Source organism: Flavobacterium sp. Arc2 (assembly GCF_041431385.1).
GTDB lineage: Bacteria > Bacteroidota > Bacteroidia > Flavobacteriales > Flavobacteriaceae > Flavobacterium.
The window spans coordinates 79,580-95,131 of the sequence record NZ_JASMRH010000016.1 but is presented as its reverse complement, the minus strand read 5'-3'; the positions used below and the strand labels follow the sequence as shown (position 1 = coordinate 95,131).

Sequence of the window (15,552 nt, the reverse complement as noted above, 5' to 3'; positions counted from 1 at the left end):
CTTAGTTCTTATTTTGTTTCTCAAATATATTCTATTTTCTTTAGCAGACGTAGTTTTTTACTTCTAAACGGTACTGTTTTTAATCTTTAATACAAATAAACCTTTTTCAAAGCGGCTTATATTCGATATAAAAGGGCTATTGAGTTTCGGAATGAAGTGCTATTCTACATGAGGTTCTATTCTTTATTTTTAATTGTAATTCGTTTGTGTAGATTAGAGTACTTCTCTCATTTTTGCAACTTTATCAGCGAATTGATCGATAAATGTTTTTACGGCATTCCAGTCCGTGTATTCATAATCCTGCGAAGTATCTGTAGTATGTCCTTCTTTTTTAGAAATAAATTTCATGAGGAGACGTTTGAAGTAATCATATTGAGTGTACTTAAGCGCTCCAGCAATTTGAGTGGTAATCATAGGCTTCCATCCTTTTTGGGCAAGGAATTCATCTGTTATTTTTTGAACTTCCTGATGTTCTTCTTCGATGTCAGACGCAACAGCGAGAGAGACTGAGAAGAATGCAGTGGGCATTTTATTCAAATCAGTAACATGATTGGTTATATAATGCGCCATTGGCGACTGATATTTGTGCATGTGAATAGATCCGCCTATCAAAACGGCATCAAAACCATTTGGCGTTGGTGGTTCCTCTGAAGCATCAGCAATAATCACTTGATGGCCATTCTCTTGCAAAACCTCTTCCATAAAACGTGCAATTTTTCGGGTTTGCCCCTCAGTAGTACCGTAAATAATTAAGAATTTCATAGTTGTCGTTTTTATATTTCTACTCTTTTAGCTTTTCTAATGTGCCCCGTTTTTATTTTGAGATCTGGTTTACACACAGAAATAAATAGAGGGTAATTATAGAAGTAAAAATACGGATAAAAAATCACAAGTATCTGAAAATAAATAAAGTACAGTACTTTTTATTGTCGTTAATTCTGTAGAAAAAGGATAAAGGAGGGCTGTTAATTCGAAAAAGAATAGTTTCAATGGACTTATTTAACAGATAATAGGAAAAGGCAACAAAAGCAATGGCCCATTTTAAAGTTGAATTTAAAAGAGGGTTTAAGTTCTAAATTGGTGCTGCTTTAAGCGCGAACGCTAAAAATTGACTCTAAAACTAACATTAGGAGTCATACCTAGGGATTTGTTGTTTACTGCAATAGTATTGCTGTTGTCGTTTGGATCTACTTTGTAATAACGGTTTGTGACATTGTCTTCATCAGTGATATTGATTACCCCACCGCGTAGGGTTGCCTTTATTGCAGTACTGAAATTGAAACTATAACTGAAAGATGCATCTAATCGCATAAAGTCATCTAGATTCTCGCTGTTAGGTGCTCCGTAATTGACCATGGTATTGTTGCCATTTTGAACCGTTTCGTTGCCTTCAAGTGGTCGAGTGTATGGTTGCCCATTGCGCCAAACTCCTCCAACTGAAATTTTTAGATTGTCCAGAATATCATAATTTAGCCCCAGTGAAGCAGAATGCCGAATGTCCACGTTATTAGGGAAGCTAGAAGGAGTAAAGGAATCAAACTCATAGTCGTTAGTGCTATACGTATAACTAATCCAAGCGCTGAATCGTCTAGCTGTTTTATTGGCTAGAAATTCGACTCCTTTTACTGTATAACTGCCATGTGCATTTTTGTATTGAAAATTATTATAAAACCCCTGATTAGAAGCTGTAATTCCGTCTACGATTTTATAAAACCCAGTCAGCTCAATATTCAATTTGTTTTGTTTGAATTCTACTCCAAAAGAACTCTGCTTGCTGGTTGCGATAGGAATGTCTTCATTGTTGACCAGTACCCAGCGCCTTTTTTCGACACCCAGAAAATCGTCTTCAAAATCGATTATTTGAGTTGCGGTTTGATTTTTAAATTCCCCTTCTAGTTTTAATGCAAATTCCTTTGATAGCTGTTGGCGGATATTAATGCGCGGTTCTACCAGTAATTTGTCAAATTTTTGAAAATAATTTAACCGTGCTCCCAGTCTTAAATAGGTGTTATTCTTGTTGTACTCGGCTTCTGTAAAAACGGCATGATTCAGCAATACATCTTTTTTAGTGCTGGAATAGGAGGGAGCGCTCACGGTAGTTTGGTTAAGCATTCCGGTTTCGTTAATTTGGTATCCTAATAGTAAATTAAGATTTGAGTTTGCTTTATAGTGTGCATTCAGCTTGGTTCCTGTTTCAAGTACTTCATTGGCTTCGGTTAATAACTGGTCCGTTGGCACCCGATAATCCGTTGCGTTAATATTGTATCTGGAAAAATAGGTTACGACCTCTGTACTAAAACGATCCGTCCATTGCCCTTTCCAACTACCTCCGTAGCCCATATTCTTTTGCGAAAGCTGGCTAACCTTAGATTCGCTTTGGTTGGCGTTAGAATATTCAGCATAATTCAAAGCATTATTGATCCCAATTATGTTCGCTCTAAAACTGTGCTTGTCGTTTAAGTCAAATAGTAATTTAGCGGTAAAATCATAAAAATAGAAATCAGATTTGGTACTTTTATCAGCATTGTCAGCATTGATTTCTGTGTCTTGAAAACTTCTCTGGTAATAGTTGGTAAAAGTGGGTGTAGTAACTAAATCAGTAACGGAACGACGTGCAGAGATATCTAACTCGAGATTTTTAGCTAGCGGTATTTCTAGAAAGGCATCGGCACTGATTAGATTGACACCACCACCACCTGAAATCGAGCTTCCTATTTTATCATTTGTACTCATGTTTATGGTACTCGAAACCCCATCACTATAGGCGGCGCTGGTTCCGTTTTTACTTACTGTGACTTTATTTGTTACGTTCGGATTGTAAGCAGATATCAAACCAAAAAAGTGTCCGGAATGATACATTTTTATATTATCCCAAAGCATTAAATTTTGGTCATTGGTGCCACCACGTACATTAATATTGGCAATACTTTCATTCGTGCTTTCCACGCCTGGCAAAGCTTGTATAGACTGTAATACATCAGGTTCTACCAGTCCGGGAAGAATGCCAAATTTTTTAGTATTTAAAACCGTACTTCCATCAATATATTTCTGTAATCCCGGTGTCAGGTAAACATTGATTAACACTTGATTGAGTTCTTCCTTAGAAGGTTTAAGGAATATTTTCTTGCAATTGACTGTAGTAGAAAATAATTCATTAGCAGTAAATTGTTTGGATTCATAGCCTATATACGAAATGGTAATATTCGCGTCAAGTGGTACATTGTCCAGTATAAAAGAACCGTTTTTTATAGTTATGGTTCCTTTAGAACTGTTATCAATACGCACAGATGCTCCCGGTAAAGAGGTATTAGAATCCTGTGCGATCACGGTGCCGCATATGGGGAATGTTTTGTTTAATACGGAAACCGTTACGTAACGACCGTCCAACGATTTAAAGTTCAAAAGTACTTTTGAGTTGAGGTAGGCTATAGTTTGCTCAATCGTTAGTTCAGTAGCAGGTTTTTCGATGGAAATATTGGCCACGTCTTCGACAGCATACGAAAACTTCACATTGAACTGTTGCTCAACAGTACCTATGATTGCTGTTAAAGCCGTTTTATTGGTTGCTGTTTGCGCCTGACCAATGGTTGTTATACACAACAATAAATAAAGGATCCATTTATTCATAATTATAGAATACGATAGTTTTACCTTCTATTTTGTAACTTAATTTTAAGGGAATGGTCACTGCTTCCAATGCGATTTTTTGATTGGTGTGGGTAAAGCTTCCTGTAAATAATTTAGAAGTATCAACCCCTTCCGTTTTGATTTTAATATTGTACTGACGCTCTAATTCTGCTATTACCTGAACCAAAGGAATTCCTGTAAAACTAGATTCCTGTTGCATCCACGATGGATTTTCGGCAGTAGAATCATCTACATCTTCTATTTCTTTATTTACTACTCTAAACGTTTTACCAGGAGGTAGTTTAATCGTTTCATTGTTATAGGTTACACTAACTAATCCTTCATAACAACTAACTTCATAGTAGTTGTTGCGTTGTTTTACATTAAAATGGGTTCCAAGTACTTTTACAACACCGTCAGCAGTTTGTACGCTGAAGGTTTCTCCTTTTTGCACCTGAAAATAAGCTTCTCCATCAAGGGTTAAATCGCGGTTGTCTTTCCATTTTTTTTCATTGAACGTGATTTTTGATTTTGCATTCAATAAAACTTCGGAGTTATCTGGTAATCGGAAGGTTTTTGTTTGTGCGATTCCGGTTTGGTGGGTCTGGGTGTTGTTAAAAAATAGAAAATAAGAGGAAGTAAGTAACACCACTAAAACCGACGCCACTTTAAAGAAGGACTTGAAGTTTAGGGTACGTACTTTTGTTTCTTTTTTCGAAAGAGACCTAGTTTTGAAAGCTGCCAATGCTGCTTGCGCATCTACGTTTGGGGTTTCCAAATGGGAAGCATAATGCGCTATTTTTTCAATCGTGTCAAAACCTTCAGATTGTTTTAAATCTTCGATTTCTTTACTTGAAAGTTCGCCGTTAAGCCATTTTATTATTTCGTTTTCGTTTTTCATTTTCAACTCTATATGTATAAGACAAATTCAATTCGATTTACCCTACTATAAATCAAATAATTATATATTTTCTATTTGTGCTTTCAAAATTTTTAGTGCTGCCGACATTCTTTTTTCAACGGCTTTCTGCGAAATATCAAGTAGTTCTGCTATTTCGCGGTATTTTTTTCCGTCAATTCGATTCATTAGAAAAACTTCGCGCTGCGCTTCACTTAAAGACGCAATCGCATTTTGCAGTTTTACTTTGAATTCCTCTTCTTCGAGTAGATATTCTGGACTTTGATTTGTAGTGTCTAAATTAGGCGTCTCTTTGGCGAAAGCCATAACTACCTTATTGTGTTTGATAGTATTTAGAAATAAATTATTTACTGTAGTCAACAAATAGGTTTTGACTTTACTGAAATCAATCTGGGAACAATTCTCCCAAATTTTAGCAAAAGCATCTTGAACAAGATCCATGGCAGCATCGCTATCACCGCATTTATAGTAGGCAAAATTAGTCGCTGATTGAACATTCTTTATATAAAAGTCGCTAAAATGTTGCTCCTCACAAAGGTTTTTATCTCCGTTATTCATTTATCGTAGGTTCATTGAATGGGCTGTAAATGTAAAATATTTTTTAAACAACGGGAGGAACAAGGCAAGTTGATATTTTTTTATGTTTTTTTAATTATTTTAAATAATTGATTATAAGTAGGTTGTTAAATTTATTATTTTTTATTAAAAAAGGGGGTAGGGTAAAAATAATGTTGATTGTCTTACTAACAGAAAGGCGAATCAATCCTCGCTGTATAACATTAGAAAAACATTAAATTTGTAAATTATGAAAAGATTAAAAACTATTACAGGAATTGCATTGATGACTATATTAGGTTTCACATCATGCCAAAGTGAAGTAGATGACGTACAAGGAGAGAATCCAAATACAAACGCTGCTAATTCAACTACTTCAAACAACCTGAAACGTACTGCGATGTACGATGGTTCTTTTGACGATTTTATTGATGGTACTTCATGCTCATCAATTATGCTTCCTGCAAAAGCTACAGTAAATGGGGTGCAAGTAACACTTTTAAGTCAATTAGATTACCAACAAGTAATTTCTATTTTAGGGCAGTTTAATAATGATCAGGATTCAGTAACCTTACAATTTCCTTTAAAAGTTAAAACAAGTAACTATACAGAGGTTACGGTAAACAATCAAACGGAATACAATGCTATTCTTAATGCATGTACGACTGCTCAGTCTTCTGGACAAGATGCTATTTCTGCGGTAACAATTAACTTTCCTATTACAATTTTAATCTATAATGTAAGTTTACAACAAACGGGGAGTGTGGTTATAACATCCGAACAGCAATTATATACGTATATGTCTAATATAAGCAGTACAGAATTGTTTTCAATTAATTATCCAATGTCAGTTACACTGATTGATGGAACAAAATCAACGGTATCCAGTGATGCGGAATTTCAATCAACTATTAATACCTCTATTAAAACAGAAGCAACAATGGCTGAAGCAGTTCAAAATTCTAAAAAAGTGGAAACTATTTTAGTAAACGGAATGTTTAAAGTACAATCCTATTTAAATGCAGGTGTTGACTCAGCGAATAACTATAAAGATTTTACTGTAGACTTTGCAAATGACATGTCTATTAAAGTAGTAAACAGTCTTACCACAGCTGCAACAGGTACTTATGCGGTAAGTTCGCAGACTGATGTGTTTTTGAAATTGAATTTTTCAGGAAATGCTTCTTTTAGCTTACTGAACAATACTTGGAAAGTAACTAGTTTCAGTGCAACTTCAATCACGTTGCAAAGCACAACAAATGCTGCTGTAACCTTAGTGTTGAAACAAATATAATTTGAGTGATTAGTTTTAAATAATGGATAAGTTTAGAACAGCAACTGGAAACGGTTGCTGTTTTTAAAAATGGGATTCCTAAAAAAAGAATAAAATGAAAAAAAGAATTGCATTAGTAATGATGGCCTTTGCCTTATTAGTTTCTTGTTCGAAAGAGGATAGTACAGATACAGCTTTAGTAGACGGATTTTCGATTAGTAATAATAAGAAAGCAACGGGAAGTTCAGCCCATGATTTATTATCTGAAGATACTTATAAAAGCATGGTAATCGAAGTGGTTTATGTCCAAGGATATGAACCGACAGCGACAACAATTAGTAATTTTACTTCTTTTTTGAATGCCAGAATTAATAAATCAGGGGGGATAACGGTAGCAAAAAGAGCAATTGCTTCACCTGGGAAAGCTACATTTACAAATGAAGAAATTGTAGCTATCGAAGATGCCAACAGAACCAAATATAAAACTGCAGACCAAATTGCAGTATGGGCTCTTTTTATTGATGGAGCATCTGCTTCTGACTTAGGGAATAGCTATGTTTTAGGTACTGCTTATAGAAATACGTCCTTCGTGATTTACGAGAAGACAATTCATAGTTTAAGCGATAGTCCTTTTGAGCCTAACAGGGCTTTATTTGAAACCACGGTAATTACACATGAGTTTGGACATATTCTAGGACTGACTAATTTAGGGACAGTCTTGCAAAGCAATCATGAAGATACAGAACATGAAAAACATTGTAATGTTGAAAGTTGTTTAATGTATTGGTCTGCAGAGTCAGGAAGCGGAATTGCCAATATGGTTTCAGGAGGTTCAGCCCCAAAACTGGATGCCCAATGTTTAGCAGATCTTAAAGCAAACGGGGGGAAATAGAAGAATAACATAAATAATAAAAACATGAAAACGATATATAGTACACTAGCTTTATTAGTAGGTATCGCTACATCAAACGCACAGGATACAGCGACGCACCAGTCAAATGCAGGAATCAAAGGAGGATATAATTTAGCTGCAGTAAGTTTTGACGGGGATGGAGAAACGGGACAGCGACACGGGTTTCAAATAGGGGTTTACGGCGAGTCATTTATCAGCGAAAGCTTTTCTATCCAACCCGAATTGATGTATTCGCAACAAGGGTACGAAATTAAAGATGTTAATGGCACGTTTACCCAAAAACTGAATTATATAAACTTACCGGTTATGCTAAAAGCATATCCCTCTAAAAACTTCTTCTTAGAAACTGGGCCACAAATAGGATTAGCTATTTCTCATAAGGAAGAATACGATGGGTTGTTTAGTAGTTCTCAGGAATATGATCCTAATAACTTTGATTGGGGTATGAACTTTGGAGCAGGTTTTAAAACTAATTCCGGAATAAGTTTAGGAGTGCGTTACCACCTAGGCCTTGGAGACTTGTATGACGAAGGAAAAGCACAAAACCGAGTTTGGCAATTTTCAGTTGGATTTGATTTGTAAATTATGACGTTTTAATAATAGGATGAACCCTTTCAGAGTAGTACTTTGAAAGGGTTTTGCTTTTATCTCGAATGAGTGATGTTTTTAGAAATAGTTGTTACTTATCTTAAAAGTATAAATTCCAGCCGTCCATAATAAGTCTTGGGCCGAATGACAATCGATCTCAATTGCAGGTTCCCTAAAATTCAATTATCTTTACAACCAAATAATGACTATAATGACTACCAAAGAGAATCCAACCCAATTAGAACAATATTTCCAACAATTCCGAAAGAATATCATAGGAATCGATCAAGACTTCACTTCTCCGTACGGGCAACAACAAATTATCTATACGGATTGGACAGCGAGCGGTCGTTTATACCGTCCTATTGAGGAAAAATTGATGAATAAATTTGGACCCTTTGTTGCCAATACGCATACAGAGACAACGGTGTCTGGTACAGCAATGACGAAAGCATACCACCATTCGAGAAGTATTATCAAAAAGCATGTTAATGCAAATAGTGATGATGTTCTCATTACGGACGGAACAGGTATGACAGGGGTAGTAAACAAATTTCAACGTATTCTAGGACTGAAAGTACCAGAGAACTTGAAAGATTTTATAAACGTACCTGCTGATAAGAAACCTGTTGTCTTTATTTCGCACATGGAACACCATTCGAATCAAACTTCCTGGTTAGAAACGATTGCTGATGTTGAAGTTATCCCTGCTACAGAAGATGGATTATTTAGTGTAGAAAATTTAGAAATACTTTTAGAAAAATACAAAGAACGAAGTTTTAAAATTGCATCAATTACTTCCTGCTCTAATGTAACTGGCATACGAACACCTTATCACGAGGTGGCAAAAATAATGCATCGACATAACGGACTTTGCTTTGTTGATTTTGCTTGTTCAGGACCTTATGTGCCAATAGACATGCATCCTGAAGATCCAGAAAGCTTTTTGGACGCCATTTTCTTTTCACCACATAAGTTTCTTGGTGGACCTGGAACCTGCGGTGTTTTAGTCTTTAATAAAAAATTATATCAAAACTTAGTTCCTGATAACCCTGGAGGAGGAACTGTTTCTTGGACTAATCCTTGGGGCGGACATAAATATATTGATAATATAGAAGATCGGGAAGACGGCGGAACTCCAGGTTTTCTACAAGTGATTAAGACTGCTCTGGTAATTCAGTTAAAAGACCAGATGGGAATTGATAATATCCTGAAAAGAGAACACGAAATTGTAGATTACATATTCTCAGCATTAGGAACTATTTCGAATATTAAAATTTTGGCGGCACAACACCAAGATCGATTGGGTGTAATCTCGTTCTATATTGAAGATTTGCATTTCAATTTGGGTGTAAAACTACTAAATGATAAATTCGGAATACAAACTCGTGGAGGATGCAGTTGCGCTGGTACTTATGGACATTTTTTATTGCACGTAGATCAAGAAACGTCCCATAAATTGATTGATGAAATTACCTTAGGGGATTTAATCAGAAAGCCGGGTTGGATTAGAATGTCTATTCATCCTACAACAACAAATGCCGAAATTGAATTTGTTTGCAACAGCATCAAGGCTTTGGCAGAAAACCATAAAACATGGGCTTTGGACTACACCTACAATAGAGATAGTAACGAGTTTGTCCACAAGGATGCGCAGCCGTTAGAAGACGAATTGGTTAAAAGTTGGTTTTCAATGTAACCCATTAAGAAATATGTTTTATATACAAAAGCCCTTTAAGAGATACTTAAAGGGCTTTTTAGTTGGTATTAATTCATCTTAAGAACTACAGGAAAGCATGGAGCTACCAATTTTTTCTCTGGCCCAATCCGGTCTTTTGGCAAACCATTTTTGGTGCTCTGCTTGTTCTTGATAAGGGTTTTTTAATAAAAGGTGTAGTTCTTCAATTAGCGAATAATCTTCTTTTTCGGCCCCTTCAATAGCTAATTGTGACATATAATTACGCAATACATACTTAGGATTCACTCTATCCATGGCAACTTTACGGTCGGCATCTGATATTGACTCTTGTTTTAGTCTGTTTAAATATTGGGTAAACCAATACATCCAGGCATCGTATGTTTTGTCTACAAGCTCTTCCATTTTGTAAAAGGATTCTTTTATCAATTCAAAAGCATCTTCAACGGATTTTTCTTTCTCGATTTGGCTTAATTTTCTAAAGAAAATAGTCATATCCGTTTCTGTCAATTGTAGATTTTCTGTGAGGATATGAATAAGCTGGTTGTCCTCATCTTCTGTAGTGGATAGTCCTATTTTATCTCGCATCATACTTAAATATTCCTGCTCGTATTGCGACTGAAAGGCCTCTAATATTGCTTCTAGGGGAGCTGCTTCTTGGATCAGTGGATACAATGCATTAGCCAACTGATATAGATTCCAAAGTGCTATTTCGGCTTGGTTGCCAAAGCGATACCTGCGATTTTCACGATCCGTTGTATTAGGAGTCCAGTTGGGGTTGTAGTCTTCTAGCCATCCATAAGGTCCATAATCTATAGTAAGTCCTAAAATAGACATATTATCTGTGTTCATCACGCCATGCACAAAACCAACGCGTTGCCAGTGCACAATCATTTCGCGAGTCTTGTTTGCAACGGCTTGTAAAAGGGCGGCATAATTGGCTGTCGTATTTCCTTTAATTTCAGGAAAATGGTATTTAATCGTAAAATCAGCGAGTGTCTTTAATGTTTTGAGATCTTTTTGTGAGGAGAATAACTCGAAATTTCCAAAACGAATAAAAGAGGGTGCTACTCTGCAAACTACGGCACCTTTTTCATAGGCAGGGTTTCCGTCGTACATCACGTCGCGCAAAACCTGGTCTCCAGTAAGCATCAACGATAAAGATCGGGTAGTAGGAACACCTAAGTGGAACATAGCTTCGCTACACAAATGCTCTCGGATGGAAGAACGCAATACCGCCAAACCGTCAGCTCTGCGTGAGTAAGGCGTCATACCAGCTCCTTTTAATTGTAAAGTGTAAACTTGTTCCCTGTATTCTACTTCGGCAAGAATAATAGCTCTACCGTCTCCTAATTGCCCAGCCCAATTACCAAACTGATGTCCGGCATAACTCATGGAGTACGGTCGTGAATCCGGTAGTAGTTCTTTCCCTGAAAATACATTTGTGAATTCAGGTGATTGTATCTCTTCATTAGAAATGCCTAGCATCGCTGCTACTTCCTCTGAAAAATGAATTAATTTGGGGTTCGAAGGAACTTGGGGTTTAACATAGGAAAAACAAGCGTTTTTTACCTGACGCGTAACATTGGTTTCATCAGGATCTGCAGGTAATTCTGCGCTAAATCTATTGTTGATTTTTAACTTCATTTTGTTTTGCATTAGCCTCAAAATTAGTCAAATATTTTTGGACCAACAGTTAATTAAAACTAAAATTATGGCGTCCGTCTTAGCGTCTGTGTTTCCATCTTTTATGAGTCCAGAAATAATATTCGGGAGCTTCATGGATTTGTTTTTCTACTTCCTGAATAAAAGCATCGGTAATTTCAAAATTAGGAACCGACTTAGGATCATCACTGATAGGAATCAGAGTGGCTTCATAATAGCCTCTTCGTACTTTTTTTACTTTTGCAAAAATCACATTAAGATCATATTTTTTTGCCAACATTTCGGGACCGGTATGCACTGGAACTTCGACACCCATAAAGGATTTCCAATGAAAAATCCTACCAGCTTTTGGGGATTGGTCGCTGGCCAAACCGTATATAGATAGTATATTCTCTTTTTGATTATGGGAGATATAAGGAATCGTTTTGCTGGTGGTAACCAGTTCTGTATTGTATTTTGATCGAATATCCCTGATGAGTTTGTCAAAATATTTGTTACTTAATTTTTTATAGACGCCCACCCCTTGATAGCTAATTTTTTGATTAAGTGTGATTAACCACTCCCAGCTCGCATAATGGGAAGCTATAAGCATAATGCTTTTTTCTTTTTGTTCGTACTCTTTCATCAACTCGATATTTGTGATTACAAATCTTTTGTTCATTTCTTCGGATGATATGGTCATGGTTTTTATCATTTCCATAAACATATCACATAAGTGTCTGTATGATTTCTTCTCAATTACTAGTCTTTCCTGATCACTAAGATTAGGTAGTGCCAAAGCTAAGTTTGCTCTAACAACTTTTTTACGATAGCCTATAATGTAATAGACTAGAAAATAGACGCAGTCTGACAACCAGTAAAAAATGCGAAAAGGAAGAATGGAAATAATCCAAAGAAAAGGGTAAGCTATGATGAAAACGAGAAATTGCATGCAGTATTTTTTCTTGCAAAGATAAGTCAAAAATGAATAACCAGATATATTTTGATGAGGTACTAATAGGGTCTATGAGAATTAGTACATTTGCAATTCACAATAAATAGACTTTATGAATATCATTTTAATAGCAATAATCGTTGTAACCGCATTAGTTAGCTGGAAAGGGTTTAATGACCAATCTTTTTTTAGAAAATACGAATTCCATATGGGCAGTGTTCGCGCCGGTGAACAAATTAGACTGATATCCTCTGGTTTTCTTCATGCTGATATTGCGCATTTGGCCTTCAATATGATTACGCTTTACTTTTTTGCTCCTGTGGTTATAGGTCATTTAGGAAGCTTGTCGTTTTTGATTATTTATTTTGGAAGTTTAATTTTTGGAAGTCTATTGACTATCATGTTCCATAAAGACGATTATAATTATAGAGCGATAGGGGCTTCTGGGGCCGTTACGGGTATTTTGTATTCGGCAATATTATTGCAACCAGACATGATGTTAGGGATCTTTTTTATAATTCCAATGCCGGCTTATCTTTTTGGAATACTTTATTTGCTTTATTCTATTTACGGAATGAGAGCTAAGAACGATAACATAGGTCATACGGCGCATTTTGGAGGTGCTATTGGGGGGTATTTGATTACTTTGATATCTAATCCGCACTTAGTAGTTGACCATACTTTTATGGTTGTGTTACTTACTATTCCTATAATTATTCTTTTTGTGATGGCAAAAATGGGCAAATTATAGTGGCATAACTTTTGAAAGAATATTAGTTCATAAATTAATTAAAATAGTTCAAGATGAAAAAAGCACTAGTAGTACTGTCAATGATGTTTATGACGATGTCATATGCACAAGAAATTAAACAAGTTCCTCAAATCAGTGTTGTAGGAGAAGGAAAAGTAAAAGTTGTTCCAGATCAGGCTACCATTTCTGCCACTGTGGAAACAAAAGGAAATAATGCTAAGGACGTAAAAAAGGAAAATGACCAACAAATGGAAGCGGTACTTAGAATCATAAAAAAAATGAATTTGGCACCAGCTGATTATAGAACACAACGTGTTTCATTAAATCCGATTTATGATTATGAAAAAAAGAAAACGAGTTACAACGCTACTCAAACGGTTGAAATAATATTGAGAGATCTATCTAAATATGATGAGTTAATGGAAGGTTTAGTGAATCAGGGAATCAACAGGATTGATAATGTGGTTTTTCAGTCTTCAAAATTAGCGCAATACCAATCAGAGGCAAGAAAATTAGCGATGAAGGACGCTAAGCTTAAGGCAGAGGATTTTGTGTCTGTTTTGGGACAGAAAGTAGGTAAAGCGATAACTATCTCAGACAATTCGCAAAACTCTCAACCACAGCCTGTATATGCAAGAATGAAGACCATGTCGATGGACGAGAGTGCAGCGCCGAGAGAGACATTGGCAGCGGGAGAAATCACAATAACTGCAAATGTAAGTGTAAGTTTTATTTTAGAATAAGAACAGAATAAATAATAGTTAAGGTCCCGTCTCTTTCAATAAGAGGCGGGGCTTTTTTTTTATATTCTTTTTTGGCTTTATTGTAAGCTGTGAGGTAATAAAAATAGAGTAGTGTATAGTTATGCTAACTGGAACTAAACAAACAGCTATAGCTGCTTGAAGCGATTTAGAAGTCAGTTTAGAGGAGTTCGTAAAATTAATTTTCTTCTATTTAGATTATCTAACCTTTTTGGATAATCCCCAACTTTTGCTTTTGATCCTTGATCTGTTTTATTTGCATTTATTGGGGCAAAAAAAAATCGCTGCAATTGCTTGCAGCGATTTGGTGGGGAGAGTAGGATTCGAACCTACGAAGACGTAGTCAGCAGATTTACAGTCTGCCCTCGTTGGCCGCTTGAGTATCTCCCCGAAGCCTTTGAGTACAACACTTATGTTGTTGTTAGCGGTGGCAAATATAGTAACACTTTTCGTTTCTGCAAACAAATAATGCACTTAATTTCACTATTATTTTTAACTGATTGGTATTGAATAAAATAAAAAAATCTCCACTAGGGAGATTTTTTTTATCTGTTCTTGAAAAACGATTATTTAGCTAAAAGTTCAAGAATTTTTGCTTTAAGTTCAGCGCCTCTTAAATCTCTTGCTACAATTTTACCAGAAGCATCAAGTATAAAAGTTGCAGGAATTGCTTCAACTCCATATTGAGCTGCAATTGGTTCATCCCAAAATTTTAAATTAGAAACCTGATTCCAGGTTAACTTATCTTTTGCGATAGCTTCTTTCCATTTGGCAGCATCTTTATCTAATGAAACACCAATGATATTAAGACCTTTTGCGTGTAACTCTTTATAGATCGCAACAACATTTGGGTTTTCTTGTCGACAAGGAGCGCACCATGATGCCCAGAAATCTACAATTGTTACCTTTCCTAAGCTTTCTTTAAGAGAAATTACTTTCCCTTCAGGATTTGGCGCAGAAAAATTTGAAGTTCATTTAGCGTCTCCCATTGGAGCAGCAGTAGCACCAACAGCAGGAGAATTAACTTCAGTAAGTTTTGTTTTAACAGCTTTTCCAGCTTTAGTGTTTTTTAAAGACTCTTCTAAACTATTGAAAATTGTCTCCGTTTTTTTAATATCAGCACTTGGATCGTTAACCATTCCTTGTACAATTAATACACTGATATAAGACTTAGGATGTGATTCAGCGTAAGTTGTATATTTTGCTTTAGTAGCAGCACCAACTTCTGATTGAATTTCTGTATATCCTTGCATCAATTTATTGATTACAGCTGTATCTTTTGTTTGTTGCGCTGCATTCATTGCTTGCATGTTTTGAGTTTGGAAATCCATTAGTTTCTTTTGAACTACTTTAATTTCCTCATTGAATTTAACATACTCATCATTACTATAAGTTCCTGAAACTTTAGATTTTTGAATACTGTCTTTATCGATAGCGATAGTGATTTCTCCATTTTCTAAGATAAAAGGAATTTTTCCGTAAGGTTCTTTTCCTGCTACTGATTCTAATTGTATAGTATGGAAAGATGGTTCAGTAACCTTTCCTTTGATTTCAAACTTACCGTTTTCTACTTTTACAGTATCTAAAGCTGTAATAGCGCCAGTGGTAGGATCTTGAGTTTCTAAGATTATAGTTTTACCATTTTCAATACCAGTTGCAGTACCAGTGATAAGGAATTCATCTTTTCCAACTTTGTTGCAAGAAAATAAAACAACAGCAACAGAAAGTAATAAAATTATTTTTTTCATTATTAATTAGTTAATTAAGTTAAGTGTGCAAAAGTATTTAAATTTATTAAAGTACAATTAATTTTATAACCTAAATTTTTGTTATTTTTTTAGTATTCATAATGATGAATATCAGCAGATAG

13 protein-coding genes, 1 tRNA gene and 1 pseudogene are annotated in these 15,552 nt (G+C 35.6%); 6 read left to right on the top strand and 9 right to left on the bottom strand.

Annotation, left to right across the window (positions count from 1 at the left end):
* Positions 1-213: 213 nt before the first annotated feature.
* From QO182_RS12490 to QO182_RS12475, 4 genes are all read right to left on the bottom strand, one after another.
* Positions 214-762 carry a flavodoxin domain-containing protein gene (locus QO182_RS12490; RefSeq protein WP_371561935.1) on the bottom strand — a complete coding sequence of 183 codons (549 nt, stop codon included), beginning with the start codon at positions 760-762 and terminating at the stop codon, positions 214-216.
* A 339-nt stretch (positions 763-1,101) separates the two neighbouring features.
* Complete coding sequence (locus QO182_RS12485) at positions 1,102-3,627, bottom strand: carboxypeptidase-like regulatory domain-containing protein (protein ID WP_371561934.1); 2,526 nt, start codon at positions 3,625-3,627, stop codon at positions 1,102-1,104.
* Positions 3,620-4,528 (bottom strand): FecR family protein, encoded by a 909-nt coding sequence (locus QO182_RS12480; RefSeq protein WP_371538433.1) that lies wholly within the window; start codon positions 4,526-4,528, stop codon positions 3,620-3,622. The genes QO182_RS12485 and QO182_RS12480 overlap by 8 nt, the downstream gene beginning before the upstream one ends.
* 60 nt (positions 4,529-4,588) lie before the next feature.
* Positions 4,589-5,104, bottom strand: coding sequence for an RNA polymerase sigma factor (locus QO182_RS12475; RefSeq protein WP_371538435.1), 516 nt, complete (start codon positions 5,102-5,104; stop codon positions 4,589-4,591).
* Positions 5,105-5,351: 247 nt separating this feature from the next.
* Here QO182_RS12475 and QO182_RS12470 point away from each other — a divergent pair, with 247 nt between their 5' ends.
* The 4 genes from QO182_RS12470 to QO182_RS12455 all read left to right on the top strand — a co-directional run bounded on the left by QO182_RS12470 (position 5,352) and on the right by QO182_RS12455 (position 9,574).
* Positions 5,352-6,395 (top strand): hypothetical protein, encoded by a 1,044-nt coding sequence (locus tag QO182_RS12470; RefSeq protein WP_371561932.1) that lies wholly within the window; start codon positions 5,352-5,354, stop codon positions 6,393-6,395.
* 94 nt (positions 6,396-6,489) lie between these two features.
* Positions 6,490-7,266, top strand: a complete 777-nt coding sequence (locus QO182_RS12465) for a membrane metalloprotease (protein WP_371561930.1) — start codon at positions 6,490-6,492, stop codon at positions 7,264-7,266.
* Positions 7,267-7,290: 24 nt separating this feature from the next.
* Positions 7,291-7,869: a porin family protein gene (locus QO182_RS12460; protein WP_371538439.1), complete on the top strand. Its 579-nt coding sequence runs from the start codon at positions 7,291-7,293 to the stop codon at positions 7,867-7,869.
* A 217-nt stretch (positions 7,870-8,086) separates the two neighbouring features.
* Positions 8,087-9,574 (top strand): aminotransferase class V-fold PLP-dependent enzyme, encoded by a 1,488-nt coding sequence (locus tag QO182_RS12455; protein WP_371538441.1) that lies wholly within the window; start codon positions 8,087-8,089, stop codon positions 9,572-9,574.
* Positions 9,575-9,652: 78 nt separating this feature from the next.
* Here the strand turns inward: QO182_RS12455 and QO182_RS12450 are convergent, their stop codons facing one another.
* Both QO182_RS12450 and QO182_RS12445 read right to left on the bottom strand, forming a co-directional pair.
* Positions 9,653-11,218 carry a YdiU family protein gene (locus tag QO182_RS12450; protein WP_371538442.1) on the bottom strand — a complete coding sequence of 522 codons (1,566 nt, stop codon included), beginning with the start codon at positions 11,216-11,218 and terminating at the stop codon, positions 9,653-9,655.
* A 79-nt stretch (positions 11,219-11,297) separates the two neighbouring features.
* On the bottom strand, positions 11,298-12,167 hold the full coding sequence (locus QO182_RS12445) for a lysophospholipid acyltransferase family protein (protein WP_371538444.1): 870 nt from the start codon (positions 12,165-12,167) through the stop codon (positions 11,298-11,300).
* Positions 12,168-12,282: 115 nt separating this feature from the next.
* Here QO182_RS12445 and QO182_RS12440 point away from each other — a divergent pair, with 115 nt between their 5' ends.
* Both QO182_RS12440 and QO182_RS12435 read left to right on the top strand, forming a co-directional pair.
* On the top strand, positions 12,283-12,921 hold the full coding sequence (locus tag QO182_RS12440) for a rhomboid family intramembrane serine protease (RefSeq protein ID WP_371538446.1): 639 nt from the start codon (positions 12,283-12,285) through the stop codon (positions 12,919-12,921).
* 53 nt (positions 12,922-12,974) lie between these two features.
* Positions 12,975-13,664, top strand: a complete 690-nt coding sequence (locus QO182_RS12435) for an SIMPL domain-containing protein (protein ID WP_371561928.1) — start codon at positions 12,975-12,977, stop codon at positions 13,662-13,664.
* A gap of 323 nt (positions 13,665-13,987) precedes the next feature.
* Here the strand turns inward: QO182_RS12435 and QO182_RS12430 are convergent.
* From QO182_RS12430 to QO182_RS12420, 3 genes and pseudogenes are all read right to left on the bottom strand, one after another.
* Positions 13,988-14,072 (bottom strand) — tRNA-Tyr (locus QO182_RS12430).
* 176 nt (positions 14,073-14,248) lie between these two features.
* Positions 14,249-14,635 (bottom strand): annotated as a pseudogene (locus QO182_RS12425) (TlpA family protein disulfide reductase); the annotation flags it as partial.
* 18 nt (positions 14,636-14,653) lie between these two features.
* Positions 14,654-15,430: a DUF4369 domain-containing protein gene (locus QO182_RS12420; protein WP_371561926.1), complete on the bottom strand. Its 777-nt coding sequence runs from the start codon at positions 15,428-15,430 to the stop codon at positions 14,654-14,656.
* Positions 15,431-15,552: the final 122 nt, after the last annotated feature.

Excerpts from the sequence above, each read along its gene's own strand:
- QO182_RS12470 (WP_371561932.1), top strand. The coding sequence starts at position 5,352 with ATGAAAAGATTAAAAACTATTACAGGAATTGCATTGATGACTATATTA.
- QO182_RS12465 (WP_371561930.1), top strand. The coding sequence starts at position 6,490 with ATGAAAAAAAGAATTGCATTAGTAATGATGGCCTTTGCCTTATTAGTT.
- QO182_RS12455 (WP_371538441.1), top strand. The coding sequence starts at position 8,087 with ATGACTACCAAAGAGAATCCAACCCAATTAGAACAATATTTCCAACAA.
- QO182_RS12450 (WP_371538442.1), bottom strand. The coding sequence starts at position 11,218 with ATGAAGTTAAAAATCAACAATAGATTTAGCGCAGAATTACCTGCAGAT.
- QO182_RS12420 (WP_371561926.1), bottom strand. The coding sequence starts at position 15,430 with ATGAAAAAAATAATTTTATTACTTTCTGTTGCTGTTGTTTTATTTTCT.
- QO182_RS12480 (WP_371538433.1), bottom strand. The coding sequence starts at position 4,528 with ATGAAAAACGAAAACGAAATAATAAAATGGCTTAACGGCGAACTTTCA.
- QO182_RS12445 (WP_371538444.1), bottom strand. The coding sequence starts at position 12,167 with ATGCAATTTCTCGTTTTCATCATAGCTTACCCTTTTCTTTGGATTATT.
- QO182_RS12490 (WP_371561935.1), bottom strand. The coding sequence starts at position 762 with ATGAAATTCTTAATTATTTACGGTACTACTGAGGGGCAAACCCGAAAA.
- QO182_RS12435 (WP_371561928.1), top strand. The coding sequence starts at position 12,975 with ATGAAAAAAGCACTAGTAGTACTGTCAATGATGTTTATGACGATGTCA.
- QO182_RS12440 (WP_371538446.1), top strand. The coding sequence starts at position 12,283 with ATGAATATCATTTTAATAGCAATAATCGTTGTAACCGCATTAGTTAGC.
- QO182_RS12460 (WP_371538439.1), top strand. The coding sequence starts at position 7,291 with ATGAAAACGATATATAGTACACTAGCTTTATTAGTAGGTATCGCTACA.
- QO182_RS12475 (WP_371538435.1), bottom strand. The coding sequence starts at position 5,104 with ATGAATAACGGAGATAAAAACCTTTGTGAGGAGCAACATTTTAGCGAC.
- QO182_RS12485 (WP_371561934.1), bottom strand. The coding sequence starts at position 3,627 with ATGAATAAATGGATCCTTTATTTATTGTTGTGTATAACAACCATTGGT.